Origin of the sequence: Bradyrhizobium sp. YR681 (assembly GCF_000282615.1) — a bacterium.
Classification (GTDB): Bacteria; Pseudomonadota; Alphaproteobacteria; order Rhizobiales; family Xanthobacteraceae; genus Bradyrhizobium.
Window position 1 is genome coordinate 21,632 of sequence record NZ_AKIY01000293.1, and the last position, 16,220, is coordinate 37,851.

At 63.8% G+C, this 16,220-nt stretch carries 17 protein-coding genes; 4 read left to right on the plus strand and 13 right to left on the minus strand.

Features of this window, described 5'->3' with window-relative positions:
• Positions 1 to 12 precede the first annotated feature (12 nt).
• The 4 genes from PMI42_RS31805 to PMI42_RS31820 all read right to left on the minus strand — a co-directional run bounded on the left by PMI42_RS31805 (position 13) and on the right by PMI42_RS31820 (position 3,745).
• Positions 13 to 1,656 (minus strand): MAC/perforin domain-containing protein, encoded by a 1,644-nt coding sequence (locus tag PMI42_RS31805; RefSeq protein ID WP_008142591.1) that lies wholly within the window; start codon positions 1,654 to 1,656, stop codon positions 13 to 15.
• 571 nt (positions 1,657 to 2,227) lie between these two features.
• Positions 2,228 to 2,521, minus strand: a complete 294-nt coding sequence (locus tag PMI42_RS31810; protein WP_008142594.1) for a hypothetical protein — start codon at positions 2,519 to 2,521, stop codon at positions 2,228 to 2,230.
• Between the two features lie 215 nt (positions 2,522 to 2,736).
• Positions 2,737 to 3,030 (minus strand): DUF1330 domain-containing protein, encoded by a 294-nt coding sequence (locus PMI42_RS31815; protein ID WP_008142595.1) that lies wholly within the window; start codon positions 3,028 to 3,030, stop codon positions 2,737 to 2,739.
• Between the two features lie 25 nt (positions 3,031 to 3,055).
• Positions 3,056 to 3,745 (minus strand): DNA-3-methyladenine glycosylase I, encoded by a 690-nt coding sequence (locus PMI42_RS31820; protein WP_035967209.1) that lies wholly within the window; start codon positions 3,743 to 3,745, stop codon positions 3,056 to 3,058.
• A 210-nt stretch (positions 3,746 to 3,955) separates the two neighbouring features.
• Here PMI42_RS31820 and PMI42_RS31825 point away from each other — a divergent pair, with 210 nt between their 5' ends.
• Positions 3,956 to 4,783, plus strand: a complete 828-nt coding sequence (locus PMI42_RS31825; RefSeq protein ID WP_008142600.1) for a metallophosphoesterase family protein — start codon at positions 3,956 to 3,958, stop codon at positions 4,781 to 4,783.
• On the opposite strand, the gene PMI42_RS31830 is transcribed toward PMI42_RS31825, so the two are convergent.
• The 6 genes from PMI42_RS31830 to PMI42_RS31855 all read right to left on the minus strand — a co-directional run bounded on the left by PMI42_RS31830 (position 4,722) and on the right by PMI42_RS31855 (position 9,397).
• Positions 4,722 to 5,207 carry a Crp/Fnr family transcriptional regulator gene (locus PMI42_RS31830; protein ID WP_008142602.1) on the minus strand — a complete coding sequence of 162 codons (486 nt, stop codon included), beginning with the start codon at positions 5,205 to 5,207 and terminating at the stop codon, positions 4,722 to 4,724. The two genes, PMI42_RS31825 and PMI42_RS31830, sit on opposite strands and share 62 nt — an antisense overlap.
• A gap of 82 nt (positions 5,208 to 5,289) precedes the next feature.
• Positions 5,290 to 5,817, minus strand: a complete 528-nt coding sequence (locus PMI42_RS31835; RefSeq protein ID WP_008142605.1) for a GNAT family N-acetyltransferase — start codon at positions 5,815 to 5,817, stop codon at positions 5,290 to 5,292.
• A gap of 159 nt (positions 5,818 to 5,976) precedes the next feature.
• A complete protein-coding gene (gene bchE / locus PMI42_RS31840) occupies positions 5,977 to 7,503 on the minus strand; it encodes a magnesium-protoporphyrin IX monomethyl ester anaerobic oxidative cyclase (RefSeq protein WP_008142607.1) in 1,527 nt (508 codons plus the stop codon).
• 131 nt (positions 7,504 to 7,634) lie between these two features.
• Positions 7,635 to 8,378 carry a di-trans,poly-cis-decaprenylcistransferase gene (locus PMI42_RS31845; RefSeq protein ID WP_502692754.1) on the minus strand — a complete coding sequence of 248 codons (744 nt, stop codon included), beginning with the start codon at positions 8,376 to 8,378 and terminating at the stop codon, positions 7,635 to 7,637.
• Positions 8,379 to 8,418: 40 nt separating this feature from the next.
• Complete coding sequence (locus tag PMI42_RS31850) at positions 8,419 to 8,793, minus strand: winged helix-turn-helix domain-containing protein (RefSeq protein WP_008142612.1); 375 nt, start codon at positions 8,791 to 8,793, stop codon at positions 8,419 to 8,421.
• On the minus strand, positions 8,780 to 9,397 hold the full coding sequence (locus PMI42_RS31855; RefSeq protein WP_035967203.1) for a hypothetical protein: 618 nt from the start codon (positions 9,395 to 9,397) through the stop codon (positions 8,780 to 8,782). The genes PMI42_RS31850 and PMI42_RS31855 overlap by 14 nt, the downstream gene beginning before the upstream one ends.
• A gap of 199 nt (positions 9,398 to 9,596) precedes the next feature.
• Here PMI42_RS31855 and PMI42_RS31860 point away from each other — a divergent pair, with 199 nt between their 5' ends.
• Positions 9,597 to 10,841 (plus strand): S1C family serine protease, encoded by a 1,245-nt coding sequence (locus PMI42_RS31860; RefSeq protein ID WP_008142618.1) that lies wholly within the window; start codon positions 9,597 to 9,599, stop codon positions 10,839 to 10,841.
• Between the two features lie 154 nt (positions 10,842 to 10,995).
• Here the strand turns inward: PMI42_RS31860 and PMI42_RS31865 are convergent, their stop codons facing one another.
• On the minus strand, positions 10,996 to 11,268 hold the full coding sequence (locus tag PMI42_RS31865) for a DUF3551 domain-containing protein (protein WP_008142620.1): 273 nt from the start codon (positions 11,266 to 11,268) through the stop codon (positions 10,996 to 10,998).
• A gap of 149 nt (positions 11,269 to 11,417) precedes the next feature.
• Complete coding sequence (locus PMI42_RS31870) at positions 11,418 to 12,392, minus strand: Bug family tripartite tricarboxylate transporter substrate binding protein (protein ID WP_008142622.1); 975 nt, start codon at positions 12,390 to 12,392, stop codon at positions 11,418 to 11,420.
• A 142-nt stretch (positions 12,393 to 12,534) separates the two neighbouring features.
• On the opposite strand from PMI42_RS31870, the gene PMI42_RS31875 reads away from it, so the two are divergent.
• Positions 12,535 to 12,954, plus strand: a complete 420-nt coding sequence (locus PMI42_RS31875; protein ID WP_008142624.1) for a VOC family protein — start codon at positions 12,535 to 12,537, stop codon at positions 12,952 to 12,954.
• Positions 12,955 to 13,174: 220 nt separating this feature from the next.
• A complete protein-coding gene (locus PMI42_RS31880; protein ID WP_008142627.1) occupies positions 13,175 to 14,755 on the plus strand; it encodes an AMP-binding protein in 1,581 nt (526 codons plus the stop codon).
• Positions 14,756 to 14,859: 104 nt separating this feature from the next.
• Here PMI42_RS31880 and PMI42_RS31885 read toward each other — a convergent pair whose 3' ends face one another.
• A complete protein-coding gene (locus PMI42_RS31885) occupies positions 14,860 to 15,954 on the minus strand; it encodes an HD domain-containing protein (RefSeq protein WP_008142629.1) in 1,095 nt (364 codons plus the stop codon).
• Between the last annotated feature and the right edge of the window lie 266 nt (positions 15,955 to 16,220).

Below are 16,220 nucleotides of genomic sequence, written 5' to 3' on the forward strand. Positions count from 1 at the left end.
TGCGTTGACGCCCTAACTGACCTTCAGCCCGATGGCATAGGCGGTTATCGTCGCGGGGCTGGACTTTTGATGATCCTTCGAACTTGCAGCCCAGGTGCGGTCGCTTTCTGGATAGCAGCTGGTGAGCAGGTTACCCGGACCGCTCCCGTAATCCACGAATGCGCCACCGCCGGTGAGTGAAAAGTCTTGGCCGAGCGAGCATTTTTCCGAAGGATGGGCTTCTCGCCGGCTTTGCAAGCGATCCGTCTTGACCTCGACCTTGATCCCTTCAACCTTGCAGCGCAGGCCTCGGACAAAGACTTCTATCTCCGAGGGCTTGTCATCGGCATAGTCGGTGGCGTTAGCCGCCCAGGTCGTTTCGCTCTTCGGGTAAGAGCTGGTGAGCAATTTGTTCGCTCCCGGCCCGTCCTTGACAACCGCGCCGCCCCCGACGAGGACGCCGCCTTCGGCGATAAAATCGGCCGGCAGCGCCACTTCCGCGCTGGGATGTGAGGCCGGGCTGCCGGTGGCGGAAACGTGTTTCACCTCCCAGCAATCGAGGTTGTCGTAAATGCCCAGCGCGAAAGCCGTTATGCTCGCGTCATCGTGCAAAACGTGGTCCTTGCCGCGTGCGACCCAGGTGCTATCGGTGTGCGGAAATGACGCCGTCAACAGGTTGCCCGCGCCGCTGAAATTCTCCCGGGCCCCGCCTCCGAGCAGCTTGTAATACTTGGGAAGCCCGACCTGGGCGTCCGGATGGGCGGCGAGGTCGCCGGTCTTGGTGAAGATTCGGATCTGGAATTCCCGCGCCGCCATCTGCCTGAAGGCCAGCTCGATGGCCGCGGCGCGCTCCTTGGTGGGGGCGAGCCTCCAGATCGGAATGAGGCCATCCGGGCGGAAGCCGAGAAAGCCCGGATAGTCGTCGATGGTGGCCGCCCAGGCTTTGAACGAGTCATGCTTGCCGCCTTCCAGCGCGCTACGCGTGGTCTGGCTGCCGCCGTTGACGGAGAGTTGCATGCTGCCTTCGACGGTATTGGCTTTTTCGATCTCCTTATGAGTCAATTTCGAGTTCGCCCCGACCTCAGCACCGCGTTGTTTGTATTTCAGCTCGGCGGCGACCTCGAAGTCATGATCAGACAGATGTTCGGTCTTTTTCGAATAGCTGTAGTAGGACAGCATGCCACCGATGACGACCGTGATGGCGACGTGCGTCCCGCAGAGTTTGAGCAGATTGACGGGATCGGCTTCGGCCAGCGCCTTTTCGAAATCCGGAGTCAGATATCGTTTCAGCACGTCCGGATTCTGGCTGATGCTCAAGATCGATCCGGTCGAAATCAGCGATAGCTGTGCGAATTTGGTTTCGACGCTGTCACGCGTCGAGCTGGCGAATTTTGTTTCGACGCTGCCGGTGAAGCCCTTGTAGGAACCGTTCAACCCGGCCGCGACGGAAAAGTTCTGGATGAATTCGGCGAAATTGGAGCCAAACGTCTCCACCACGTCGGTCTGGCCAACATTGGTCGTAGTGACCTCATTCTCCGTCAGCCTGAGTAGCCCGCCGATGTGGGGCGGCACCAGATAACCTTCGTGGAAGACGTTGACGCCCTTGCCCAGATATTCGAGGCTGTTGCCAAGATAGGCAGTGCTTGTCTCGGATTCAGCGATTGAATTTTCAGCCATAGAATGTCTCCCGTTGGGACCGGAAAATCGTCCTGGGTTGGATCGAGTTGGATGCCGTCTTCGGTCGCGCGGACGGGCGCCGCCCCGTTCACGTGACGTGGATTGCATTGCAGTCGTTGGGTGAATACGGCGCGCTCAGGAATCACGAGCGGCAGAGGTCTTTGCTGCCGGCGTTTGGTCACGCGCTATTTGTGAGGCGGTCGCCTGCCATCACAAACAGAAAAGGACGGCGTCCGCCGGATACGGATTACCGCAGATCAGCAAGATGGAATTATCGCTGCACGAACGTGGTTCGACCTTGAATGAAGGTCAGCCCGGAAGCAAGCGCTAAGATTGCACGGCTTCCGAGAGCTTTGCCGCTCGGCTGTCGCCCGCGCGAAGTCGGTCCAACCCGTGTCTCTGCCCCGAAATATCGAAGCGACTCTGCGTTACGCAGATGATCAAGGCTTATTTGACGCATGAAAGCTCGCGTTGGCGTGCGACGTCTGGCGCCACGGCGCGGCAATGGGTATCACCTGCATCCGCCGTGGCGCACCACCTCTTGTCAGATCGTCCCGGCCGGTGGCAGCACTCAATGCCTCACATGCTCGAACACCACGATCACGCCGGTCGGCTCGGGCTCGTGCGCCATCAGGCGCGTCAGTTCGGCATCGCTCCAGTCGGCGAGGCTGACGACCTCGCCGGTCTGGCGGTCTGCAGCCAATGACGCGGTTGGTTCGAGCACCTTGAGGCCCGTCTCGTCGACGAAGAAGGTGTGCTCGCCGAACATGCTGTTGAGTTGGGGCATCGCGGGATGCTCGTCGGGCAGCACCTGGGCGCCGAGTTGTGTGATGGTCTGCTTCACTTGCTCGGATGTTAGCTTCATGCGCTGCTCCGTTTCATGTCCGGTTTCGTCGAGCTTGAGCCACGCAGGATTCCCCAAGGCAGGCGTTCCCTACGCCTTGTTCGCCTGGCTCAAGCTCCGAACGAGTGCTGCGCACAAACGTTCCCGCGAAATAAATTTCGTGATCGCGAGTTTCATCCGCCGCATGTGCGGCACGAGATCGTCACACGATGTTCACGATTCGTCGGGCGGTGATGCTATTCGGCAGCTTCGACGATCCGGATGTCGCGGTCGGCGCCATCTCCGAGCAGATCGTGCGCTTCCTTGTAGGCCGGGCTTTCATACGCTGCCCTGGCGCTCGCGACGCTATCGAACTCGATCAGGACGACGCGTTCCATCAGGCCGTGCTCGAAGGCGGCAACCGGCATCCCGCGCGCGAGCACGCGGCCGCCGGCCGCCTCGATGGCCGGACGCGACAGCTTGGCGTAGGCCGCCATGGCGTCGGGATTCTTGATCGCGCGGTAGGTCGCAACCCAACAGGCTTTTGCCATTTTATGTCTCCTGATTTCCAATGACCTAATGCTCGCTGCGGTTTTCACCAACCGAGAGCGCGCAGATGCGTGAGAGATATGTGTAGGACAGGCCGGTCTCGTCAGCCCAGGCGTTGAACTGCGCCTGCACTTTTGCGAGATCGCCCTTGGACTTCACCTCTTCGGCGATGTCGAGGCCGGCCTCGCGCAGACAGGCGACGACGTCCCTGGAGGTGACAAAACCATCCCAGCCGACGAAGCGCAGCAGCATCTGGCCGGTATTGCCCCCGAGCCGGCTGCCGCGCTTGGTGAGAAGATCGAGCAGGCCGATCTCGTTGGACGGCGGCCATGTCGCAAGAAACTTGCCGAAGCTGCCGTGCTCTTTCGCGATCTCCTGGACGAAGGCGGCGTTGTCGCGCATCGACATGATCTTGGCGCCGTTGCGCACGATGCGCGCATCCCGAAGCAGGCCTTCCCAATAGTCTTCCGGCTGGAAGGTGAGCTTGCCCGGCTGGAAGCGCAGGAAGGCATCTTCAAAGCCGTCCCATTTCGACTCGATCACGCTCCAGGCAAAGCCGGCGCAAAACACCCGTTTCGTCATCTCGGCGAGGATGCGGTCGTCGCCGAGTTTTGCAAGCCGCTTCAGGTCGGGCTTGTCGGGCATCAGCTTTTCGAGCGCCTTGGGGCCGCCCTTGCGCTTCTCGGCGCGGGCACGAATGGTCTTGAAGGAGGTCATGCGGACACGCGCGTTGAGGGTACGCCACGACATCAGAATTCGACGGTCCGGTCCAGCCCCGCGACGTCAGGCCCCTTGCGTGCTGCAACGCGCCGCAGCATGCTGCCGCTCATTGGATTGACGACGAGCGGCGGCCATGCTGGTCTGCTTCTTGCTTTATGCCGTTTTGGAATCCCCTGACATTTTCAATCTCTCGCCGACGGATTTTCAATGCGCTGCCTGGTCGTGGCCGACCTGCACTATTCGCTGCCGCAGCTCGACTGGCTGGTCAGCGCAGCGCCGCATTTCGACCTCGTGATCTTCGCCGGCGATGCGCTCGACATCGGCTCGATGGTGGATTTTCGCGCGCAGATCGTGGTGGTGAAGAAATATCTCGCACTGCTTGCCGCAAAGACCCGCGTGATCCTCTGCTCCGGCAATCACGACCTCGACGAGCGCAACGCGGAAGGCGAAAAGATCTCGCGCTGGATCTCGGAGGTGCGGGAGATTGGCATTGCCTGCGACGGCGACAGCCTCACCATTGGCGACACGCTGTTCACGGTGTGCCCGTGGTGGGACGGGCCGCTGGTCAAGCAACGCATCGTCGAGCAGCTGCGCGAGGCCTCGGTCGGTCGGCCGCAGCGCTGGATCTGGGCGCATCATGCGCCGCCGGCGAATTCACCGACGAGCTGGGGCGGCAAGCGCTTCTTCGGCGATGTCGAGCTGGTGCAGTGGATCATGCAGTATCAGCCCTCGATGGTGATCTCGGGCCATGTGCACCAGTCGCCCTTCATCACCGACGGCTCGTGGTTCGACCGACTCGGCCAGACCTGGGTGTTCAACGCCGGCCTGCAGCCGGGCCGGCCACCGACGCATATCGTGCTGGATCTCGATGCGAACAAGGCGTTCTGGCTGGCGGCGGGCGAAGCACAATGGATCGACCTCGGCGCGCCGCTGAAGCGCCCCGCAAACCATGTCGAAGAGCCGCCGGACTGGCTCACATCCTTGGGTCGGATTGCCGATCCGAGCCTGGCGAGACCTCAAGCGGCGGCAGGTTGATCATGCTCTGGAGCACCTCGCCGACCATCGCCAGGTGCGTGCCGTGGCCGGCATATTGCCGCTTGAGATCGGCAAGATAGGTGTTGGCGACGTTGAGGCGTTGTGCCAGCAGTTTTGCGATCAGCAGCGCCACCTCCGGCTCCTGCTTCAGGAACGAGGCCGCGTCCTCGAACTCGTAGACGACGGCGTCCGAACAAGCCCGCACCGTGGCGGTGTGCGGCTGGCCCAGCAGCACGGACATTTCGCCCAGCACGGCGCCCGGCTCGGTGACGGTGGCAACCACCATCTCGCCCTTGAGCACCTCGAGCTTGCCTTGCATCAGCACATAGAGATGGCCGGTGGTGCCGCCCTCGGTGACGACGACGGTGCCGGCCGCAACCTGCCGCTCCGTTCCGCCGGTGCAATAATCCAGGACTGCGCGCATCGCCGAAAGCTCCCATCGCTGGGTGTACCCGGCTATTACTAGAGCACGATCCGTGCCACGCGGCAAATCAGGGAAGATGCGGCTATCGCATCAGCCGCTTCGCGAGGTGAACCGACTGCCAGTCGCCGAGACCGGTATCCTCGAAGCCGGCCTTCTTCGCAAGACCGCGCATCTCGGCATTGGCCCGCGCGGTCTCGGCCGCGATCATCTCGTGGCCGCGATGGCTCGCGTGCTGCTCCATCGCCGTTATCATCTGGAAGCCAACGCCTTTGCGCTGGAAGACATCGGCAACGGAGATGGCGAAATCGCCGTGACGTGCGGCCGTATCATAGGCGTAGAGCGTCTCGCCGATGATCGTGCTCCGTCCCTCCTGCCTGAGCTCGGCGAGCAAGGTGAGATGATCGGGATGTCCGGCCCTGGCGACGCATTCGGCCGCGAGCACGGCAAAGTCCGTCCGCGCGCCCATGAAGCGCCTGTTGCGCGTCGTCGCGGAAAGGCGCGTGAAATAGATCGAGAGGCTTTCTACGTCAGATGCATTGGCGGCCCTGATGCAGACCGCGCCGCTCGTCTCATTTGGCTCGACGACAGCATCCAGAGATAATCGTGACATGCGCGAGGCTCTCGGCAGGTTGCAGGAACTGCACACCTAGCCGATGCCGCGTGCTTGCCGCTTGGACGGGGCTGCCAATCTTGCGGCCGGAAACGAACAGCGCGTTGCCCTGTGCCGTATGTCACACAGGCGAGATTGAAGGCTGCATTCGTGCCGCTTTCACGCGGCCTCGCGCGTGCCGACGCGCCGCTCCGGCCGCGCCGCAATCATCGACTGCTCCTCGCCGTCCTGCGGCGCGCCCCAGAATTCGCGTACGGTCGGTCCCCATTTCAGCCGGCGTGCCCGCAGAAATTCCAGGATCTCGTGCGGCCAGACCCTGCGGCCCATCTGCGTGTACCAGCGCATGGCATGACGCAGGCCCGCGTCACGCTGAAACAGCACCCGCCAGATCGCCTTGGGACGACATTGCAACACCATCTCCGTGAACTTGAACCAGACCAGCACGCGCCACGGCGCCATGTAACGCGTGGCCAGCACCTGATGCTTGTAGTCCCAGCGGCGGCGGTCGGGCTGGATCACGCGGCGCTCGGCCGCGAGACGGAAATACGGCGTCCAGCGATGCGGAGTGACGTAGAGCAACTGGACCTGATCGGGATCGTAGGCGAGCAGCTGCTTCAATCCGCGCCAGTGGTCGCGATCGGTCTCCTCCTCGAACCCGACCACCCAGGTCGCCATCGACAGGATGCCGTGCTGCCGCAGCAGGCGGATGGCCTCGCGGTCGGTCGCGGTCGTGGCGCCCTTTCGGATCAGCTCCAGCGTCTTCTCGTCGGTGTTTTCGAGCCCGAGCAGGAAGCGCTGCCAGCCGGCCTTCTTGTAGAGATGCAGCATGTCGGCATCGCGCACGATGTCGTCGGCGCGTGTCGAGCCAACCAGGATGAGGTCGACATTCTCGGCGATCAGCGCTTCGAGGAAGGCACGCCATGCCTTCTTCGACACGGTGGGATTTTCATCGGCGAAGTTGATGACCTTGACGCCGTGCTCGCGGTGCAGCCACGCCAGCTCCTTGGCGAAGCGAACGGGATCGCGGTGGCGCCAGCGCGTCCAGAAGCCGCGCTGGCCGCAATAATTGCACAGATGCGGGCAGCCGCGCGAGAACTGCACGACCACGGCACGCAGGCCGCCCCAATAGCTGTAACGCGCGTGATCGATCAGTTCCCAGCCGATACGATAAGCGTCCAGATCCGCGATCACAGGCGCGGGGGGCGTCGCACGCGGACCGGTGGCGTCGCGAAACGCGATGCCGGCGATGCCGCCGAGATCTTGACCATATTCCAGCGCGCGCATCAGGCGCCGCGCCGTCTCCTCGCCTTCGCCGCGAACGACGGCACTGACATAAGGCTCATCGCGCAGGATCTCGCGCCAGTGATAGGTCGGAAACACGCCGCCATAGACGATCAGCACGCGCGGCATCGCCTTGACCAGAGCCTCTGCGAGCTCCGCGATGACGGGATGCCCGGAGGTCGAACCGGAATGGCCGAACAGCACGGCGTCCGGCGCGAAGCGGCTCGCTTCGCTGATGATGTCCGCGACGGGCATCGGGCCGAACTCGGCATCGATCAGCCGCACGGTGTGACCGTCGTCGATCAGCGGACCGCCGATCGCGAGCAGGCCGAGCGGCGGCAGATGATCGTCCGGGATCCGGCTGCCGATCGAGGGATGAGGCACGTTGACGAGAAGAACACGCATGGACTTTCGCTCCCGCTTTGGTTGGCGTGATCGTCCGTCCCACTTCCTTGAAGAAGCCCAATCCCCCGACTGAACCTTGAAGATATGAAGCACAACCGCCGCGGAGACTCTTGCTCAGCTCCGCCCCGGTGTTACGCCCGCGAGAGCGACGGCACCTCCTCCGGCATGATCGCCTGGAGGCCGCCGAAGCGGCGCTCGCGGCCATGGAAAGAAGCCAGCGCCGCAGCGAGATCGCCCGCGTCGAATTCGGGCCACATCCGCTCGGTGAAGTGCAATTCGGCATAGGCGCCTTCCCAGAGCAGGAAGTCCGACAGCCGCTTCTCGCCCGAGGTACGGATGATGAGGTCGACGTCGCGAAGGCCGGCTTCGCCCGTGACGAGCTGCGAGAAGGCTTCGCGGGTCAGGCTGGTCAGCGCGGCCGCCTTCGCCGCGGCGTTGAGGATGGCGTCGCGCGCGGAATAGTCGACGGCGATGCGCAGGTGAAGCGTGCTGCCGTGCGCGGTTGCGTCCTCGGCGCGCGCGATCGCATTGGCGATACCGTCCGGCAGCCGGTCGCGGCGGCCGATCACGGAGAGGCGCACGCCGTTCTTGACGAGGCTCTGCACCTCGTTGGCGAGATAGAAGCGCAGCAGGGTCATCAGCGCCGCGACCTCGGCCTTCGGCCGGCGCCAATTGTCGGTGGAGAAGGCATAGAGCGTCAGGGTGCCGATGCCCTGCTTCGGCGCGGCCTCGACGATGCGGCGGATCGTCTCGACGCCGGCCTCGTGGCCGCGCAAGCGCGACAGGCCGCGCCGGGTAGCCCACCTGCCGTTACCATCCATGATGATGCCGACGTGAAGCTTCTCGTTGCGGGCGGTCATGTTACGAGAGGTCATGTCACTTTGCATTGCAAAGTCTCCGGTCAAAAAAGGGGGATCAGGTCGAAATGATGCCGAGGCGGCCGAGCGGCGGCGCCTCGCGCCCGGCGGCTTTCGCAGCGTCGCGCACCAGCCGCTCGAGCACCGCGAGATAGTCGAGGAAGCGGCGGCGGCCGGCCTTGGTCAGCCGGCAGGTGGTATGTGGACGGTTGCCCTCATAGCCCTTGGTCACCTCGACGAGGCCGGCTTCCTGGAGCACGGCGAGATGCCGGCTGAGATTGCCGTCGGTGAGGCCGCAGAGCTGCTTGAGATCGGCGAAGGCCAGACCCTTCGGATGCGCCATCAGCGACGTCAGAAGCCCGAGCCTCGCCTTCTCGTGGATGACGCGATCGAGCCCTTCGTAAGAGAACGGCGCGTTGTCAGTCTTCGACATCATGGTCTCCGGACGCAAAGTACAGAATGCCTGCCATCACCGACTGCCCGATCGCGAAGGGCAGGCCCATGGTCCATGGCGACAGCGTGTGGGTTTGGCTCGCGAGCACGACGACGGCGAAGCCGGACACGAAGTACCAGGCCCCCGCGAGCGCGACGGTGCGCGGCAACGAGCGGACGGAGGCAAAAATGCCGAGCGATACCAGGATCTGCCACAGGCCCGGCAGCAGCCACAGCGTCTCGGACGCAAATTTCCACATCACCACCGCGAGCAGGACGCCGGCCACGCCTGCGGGCAGGAACTGCTCGACGGCCTGGTGGATCATGGCATCGGCCAGGCCCGAATGATGGCGGCGCGAACGCGCGCGCATCTCGATGCCGATCACCAGCCCGGAGAGCGCGGCGGCAACGAACCAGCCGAAGAAGAAGCCGAGCGGCGCGCTGGTGGCATCGTCGAGCAGCCAGAATTGCAGGATCGCAGTGAGAAGCGCGACGGCGCCGGTCGCAGCCATCGTCGCCGGGCCATAACCGCGGAACGCAGTGCCCGCCGCAATCTGGCTGCGGATCGCCACGATATCCGCCAGTGCCTTGTCGAGATCGCGCATCGGCAATGCCAAAGCCCCGCTCCGCCCAATGACCCGGAATCGTCAAACCCCGTTACTTTGTATTGCAAAGTATAGCATCGCAAAGTAAAGGCAAGGCCGATTGTCGCAGCTGGAGGCCCGCGCCCACACAAACAACTGCCGGTTGCGCCACGCCTCCTCCCACAGGTAAGATGGCTCGAAAGGCATTCCGGGGGGAAGCATGTGGCTTAAGTCATTTGTCGTTGCGTCACTGTTGCAGGTCGGCATCGCGGGAGTGGCGCATGCGAAGGGACCGTTCGGCACCGTCAATGTCGGCAACTGGATCGGCGGCGCTTTCAGCAACGACGAAACGGGCGCCTTCTCCCATTGCGCCGCGACGACGCCTTATGCGAACGGCGTCATCCTCGTCGTGAGCCAGAATTCCGCCGGCACATGGTCGCTCGCCTTTGCGAGTCCCAGCTACCGCTTCGACAAGGGCGAGAACGCCGCGATCGACGTGACCTTTGACGGCCGGGAGCAGGCCCGGCTGTACGCCACGGCGTATCAGTCCAACATGCTCACGGCCATCATGCCGCTCAATGTGGTGCGTACCTTCCAGAAGGCGAGCCTGATGGTGGCGACGGCCGGCCGCGCGGTGCTGAACTTCGACCTGACCTCGACGGGCCCCGTGATCGCGGCCTTGGCCAATTGCGTGACCAAGGTGAAAGCGGACGGACTCGACAAGGCCGGTGACTTCACCAAGATGGCCGCCAAGCCGCAACCCGCCCCGGACAAGCCGGCGCCACCGGCCGGCGGCAAAGCTGCGCGGGCCAAGAGCGGCACCGGCTTCGTGGTCAGCGCGAACGGCCACGTCGTCACCAACAACCATGTGATCGACGGCTGTGTCGGCGACATCAAGGGCAACCTCACCGGCGAGGTCTCGATGGTGCTGCGCGTCGTATCGAGCGATGCGAACAACGATCTCGCTCTGTTGCAGGCGCCGTCGACGACGACCTTCAAGGACTTTGCGCGGATCCGCGACCGCTCGATCCGGTCCGGCGATTCCGTGGTCGTCATCGGCTTTCCCTTCCATGGTCTTCTGACTTCGGATTTCACCGTGACCACCGGCATCGTCAGTTCGCTCAGCGGCATGCGCAACGACTCGCGCTTCCTGCAAATCAGCGCGCCGGTGCAGCCCGGCAACAGCGGCGGGCCGCTGTTCGACACCGCCGGGCAGGTCGTGGGCGTGGTGACCGCAAAGATTCCCGCATTGCGCATCGCCGCCGCGACCGGCGACATTCCCGAAAACATCAACTTCGCCATCAAGACCGGCGCGCTGCGCGACTTCCTCGACAATTCGGTGGTGCCCTACCAGACCGCGGAGCCGAAGGGTGAACTCAAGACCACCGACATCGCCGGCAACGCGCGGCCCTATACGATGCTGATCTCATGCAACGCGACCGAGCAGGCCGACGCGAAGAGATAGCCTCCCGAGCAAGGCAAGCGGCCACGCCAACCAGTGCCGTCATTCCCCGCGAAAACGGGATATCCAGTAGGCCGCGGCTTATCGATTCAAAGCGCACGCTGTCCCGGATTTCGCTGCGCTCCATCCGGGCTACGAAGCAAATCGCCCGCGACGACTAATTCGGCGCCACCGGCCGCGCCCGCCGCGGCGTTCGCGGTTGCGGCGGCTGGCCGTAGGCCATGCGGGGATTGCGGTCGCAGAACAGCAGCCGGCCGGAGACGCTGGCTTGGCACTGCTCATAGGTGCTGTAGGCGCATTCGCCGGGATAGTCGTATTCGCCGCCCTGGGCACACCAGGGATAGTCGCGGGCAGAAGCGGGCGCGGCGGTGACGACACCGGCAAGGATGGTGGCGCCCAGTGTCAGCAGCGCCAATTGCGTCTTGCGCATGATCCCGACTCCTCTCTTGGTGGCGCGGGATACGCGCCATCTATCATCAGGTTTCGCCGCGGCGTTTTATTCCGAATCAACAAGCCAATGCACGAAAGAAAAAAGCCCTGCCGAACGGCAGGGCTCCAATCGCGGTCATCACAAGATCGCTACTCGACCTTCAGGCCGGCGAACTCGACGACCTTCTTCCATTTGGCGGTCTCGGCCTCGATCTCCTTGCCGAACTCTTCCGGCGTCAGCACCAGCGGATCGCCGCCGAGCTCGACCAGGCGCTTGGTCATGTCGGGCTCCTTCATGAGCGCGTTGATCTCGGTGTTGAGCTTGGCGATCATGTCCTTGGGCATGTTCTTCGGCGCGCCCATGCCGAACAGCGCGCTCGCCTCGTAGTCCTTCACGGTCTCGCCGATCGCGGGCACGTCCGGCAGTTGCGGCGAGCGCTGCGCAGTGGTGACACCGAGCGCACGCAGCGAGCCGGAGCGGATGTGCTGGATGATCGAGGGCATGTTGTCGAAGATCACCTGCACCTGACCGCCGAGCATGTCCGTGATCGCGGGCGCCGCACCGCGATAGGGCACGTGCTGCATCTTGCATCCGGTCATCGCCATGAACATCTCGCCGGACAGATGCACCGAGGTGCCGTTGCCGGACGAGGCCATGTTCACCTTGCCGGGATTGGCCTTCACATATTCGATGAACTCGGCGACGGTCTTGGCCGGCACGTCCTTGTTCACGGTCATCACGTTCGGCACGCGCTGGAAGGCGGCGATCGGCGCGATGTCGCGAACGAAGTTGAACTTGAGATTGGCGTAGAGCGTCGCATTGATGTAGTTGGCCGGATTGACCAGCAGCACGGTATAGCCGTCGGGCTCGGCATTGATGACGGATTCGGTGCCGATATTGTTGCCGGCGCCCGGCTTGTTCTCGATCACGAATTGCTGGCCGAACTTTTCCGACAGCCGCTGGCCGATCAGACGGGCCAAAATGTCGGTGGCGCCACCCGGCGGGTAGCCGACCACGAACTTCACCGGCCGGGACGGATAGTCGGCGGCAAAGGCTTTCGAGAGCGGGCTGGCTGCAAGAGGAGTGGCGGCAAGCAGGCCCAGCGCGTTACGGCGAGTGATCATCTCAAGGGTTCTCCCAGGTGTTGTTCTTCAAAGAGGGTTGTTCTTGAAAGTCGGATATCTTGAAAGTGGCGTCATTGCGGTTGTAACAAAGCTAGCCGCAGGCGGATAGTGCGCGGCACGCATCACGACGAAAGGATAAGGCATGCCGGTCAAGGTCGAAGCCCTCGATCATCTCGTGATCAACGTCACCGACGTCGCTGTAACCGCCGAGTGGTACGGCAAGATTCTCGGCATGGAAGTCAAGGTGTTCGACCCCGGTGGCGGCAAAGCGCCGCGGACTTCTCTTCAATTCGGTAACCAGAAGATCAACGTCCGGCCGCGCGATGCCGACAAGGTGGAGTGGTTCACCGCGAACCACCAGACCGCCGGCAGCGAGGACCTGTGCTTCCTCACCTCGGCTGCACCCGACGAGGTGGTGGCGCATTTGAAGGCACATGGCGTCACGATCGAGGAAGGCCCGGTTCCCAAGCAGGGCGCCCGCGGCACGCTGCGCTCGGTCTATTGCCGGGACCCGGATGGGAGCTTGATCGAGATCTCGTCATACGTGGACGGTGGCCGGTAGGGCCCTGCTCCCGACCCCAAACACCGTCATTGCGAGCGAAGCGAAGCAATCCAGAATCCCTCCGCGGAGGGATCCTGGATTGCTTCGTCGCAAGGGCTCCTCGCAATGACGGCGGAGAGACCGCCCTCCCCCGATTTGCTCCCCGCGCCATCAGGTGGCAGGAAGACGCAATCATCAAGAGGCCGCCGCACGCAAGATGCAGGCTGCACGGGGAGGATTCATGTCTATTCAACAGAGCGCAGCCGGAATCGTGGGCCCGTTCGACGGGCTCGACGTGCCCTGGCTGCTCAAGATGCGCGCCGAGATGCGCAGCTCGCATCCGTTCCTGATCTGGGCGCCGTTCGACGCGCCAGCGCGGCGCTGGAGCTATGGCGAGTTTCACGAGCGGGTCGGCGCGCTCGCGGCGGGGCTGGTGAAGCGCGGCATCAAGCCCGGCGAGTACGTGCTCATTCATCTGGACAATTGCATCGAGGCGCTGCTGGCCTGGTTTGCCTGTGTCGAGCTGGGCGCCATCGCCGTCACCACCAACACCCGCTCGGCGCCGGCCGAGATCGAATATTTCGCCGATCATTGCGGCGCGGTCGCCGCGATCACGCAGCCGGCCTATGCGGAAGTCGTCGCGCAGAACTGCCGCAACATTCGCTGGATGGCCGTGACCTCGCACGATGCAGGCGCAGCGCCGTCGCAGCCTGTCTCACGCGACGACGGTTTTGAGCAGCTGTTCGCCGACAGCGCCGACCGTCCCAGGCGCGCGACCGATCCGCTCGCTCCGTGCAGCGTGCAATACACGTCGGGCACGACATCGCGGCCGAAGGCGGTACTCTGGACCCATGCCAACGCGCTGTGGGGCGCCAAGATCAACGCCGCGCATGAGGACCTGCATGCGAGCGACGTGCACCAGACCTATCTGCCCCTGTTCCACACCAATGCGCTGGCCTATTCCATGCTGGCAACGCTGTGGGTCGGCGGCTCCTGCGTGATCCAGCCGCGCTTCTCCGCCAGCAGGTTCTGGGGCGTCGCGCGCGAGCACGGCTCGACCTGGACCTCGACCATTCCGTTCTGCATGAAGGCGCTGCTCGAGCAGGAGATCCCGAAGGACCACAAGTTCCGCCTGTGGGGCACCGCCATCAACGAGCCGCCGGCCTTTGCCGCCTTCGGCGTCAAGATGATCGGCTGGTGGGGCATGACCGAGACCATCACCCACGGCATCGTCGGCGAGGTCGACCAGCCCAACATCCCGATGTCGATCGGCCGCGCCGCACCGGAATATGTCATCCGCATCACCGACGATGACGGGCGTCCGACCGACATCGGCGACACCGGCAATCTCGCGATCAAGGGCATCCCCGGCCTGTCGCTGTTCGCCGAATATCTGCACAACGACAAGGCCACGCGCGAGAGCTTTGACGAGCGCGGCTTCTTCCTCACCGGCGACCGCGTCGAGCGTCTCGCGAACGGCTTCATCAAATTCGGCGACCGCGCCAAGGACATGCTGAAGGTCGGCGGCGAGAACGTCGCGGCCTCCGAGATCGAGCAGGTGATCGCGCTCGTGCCCGGTGTGCGCGAGGCGGCGGTTGTGGCAAAGAAGCATCCGATGCTGGACGAAGTGCCTGTCGTCTTCATCATCCCGCATGGCGGCGTTGCCGGCGCGGCGCCGGATCTGCACGACAGCGTGATGGCCGCCTGTCGCAAGAGCCTCGCCGACTTCAAGCTGCCGCGCGAGATCAGGCTCGTCGACGACATGCCGCGCTCGACCCTGGAGAAGGTGGCGAAGGCGGAGCTGCGGAAGATGGTGGGGTGAGTTCGTAGGGTGGGTTAGCCGCAGGCGTAACCCACCATGCTTCGGCGATAGCCTGACGAGGTTGGTGGATTACGCCTGCGGCTAATCCACCCCACGCAGCCCGTCTAGAACGATCCCAGCGCCACCGGGCGGAATGCCTGCAACAGCTGCTGGTCGAGCTTGCCGCCCATGCCCTCCATCATCGTGAAGGCACGCGAATGCGTGAACGGCATGCGGTAGGCGCGCTTTTCCACGAGCGCCGCGTAGATGTCGACGATCGTCGTCAGGCGCACGATGTCGCTGATCTGGTTCGACGACAGCGCATTGGGATAACCGGAGCCATCGAGGAATTCGTGGTGATGCAGCACGACGTCGAGCATCTCCGGCGGGAAACCGCCCTGGGCTGCGAGCGCGTCATAGCCGCGGCGCGGATGCTGGCGGACTTCGGCCATCTCCTCGTCGGTCAGCTTGCCCGGCTTGTCCAGCAGCACGGACGGAACGAAGGCCTTGCCGACATCGTGCAGCAGCGCGGCACGGGTCAGGCGGCGCTGGTCGTCCTCGCGCATGCCGAGATGCTGGGCGAAGGAGACCGCAAATCCGGTGACGAACAGGCAGTGACGATAGCTGCCGACATGGTGGCAGCCGACCGTGGTGAGCCATTCGCGCAGCGAGGAGTGCTTGATCGCCTTCAGGATCTTGCTCTCGGCGGCGATGACGTCGTCGAAGGTCAGGGGCACGCCGAGCGGCAGCTTCTCGAACATCTTCTTGAGCACCGCATGCGCCGCCTCGACGCCGCGGTTGAGGGTCTTGCCGCGATCGGTCGCGTCATAGGTGGCGGTGTCGGGGAACGCGGCGCGGATGCGCTGGAGAATATCCTCGGGCTGGAGCGGCCGCGAGATGGTGTCGGTGGCTCCGAGCGCCCAGGCCTGCATGGTGCCGTGGTGCAGGGCATCGGCGAGCACGAACAGCCGCGGCATGGTGCGATAGGCATCGCCGCGCAGCTTGTTGCGCACCCGCTGCACGCTCTCGGGCGAACGCAGATTGATGTCGACCACGAGGCCGGACAGATCGCGCGAGGGCTGCTCGGGGATCTCCTGCGTCGTCACCGTCGAGACCTCGCCCACGGCCTTCAGGATGCTGGCGAGCTCGTTGCTCGCATCGCTCCGGTCGGAGGCGAGCAGAAGCCGGCGTTTGGCGGCGGATTTGGCTGGCGCGTTCATGGCTTCCCCAAAAGCACGGGACTGGATTTGGCGTCAGCCTAAGCCGGATCAGGTTCTCCGGCCCTTAAGAGGCGTGCTCAACGGAACCCTGACGGATTGGGTGCAATTTTAGGGATTTCGGGTTCCTTGGCGGGAACTGTAGATGCGTGAAACAACCCCATGCACAGTAGAGATGGCGTTGAAAATAAACGGGATTTTTTGGGCTCCCTGCCGCCCAGCCTCGGCTGTCGTCGCCCGGCTTGACCGGGCGACCCAGTATTCCAGAG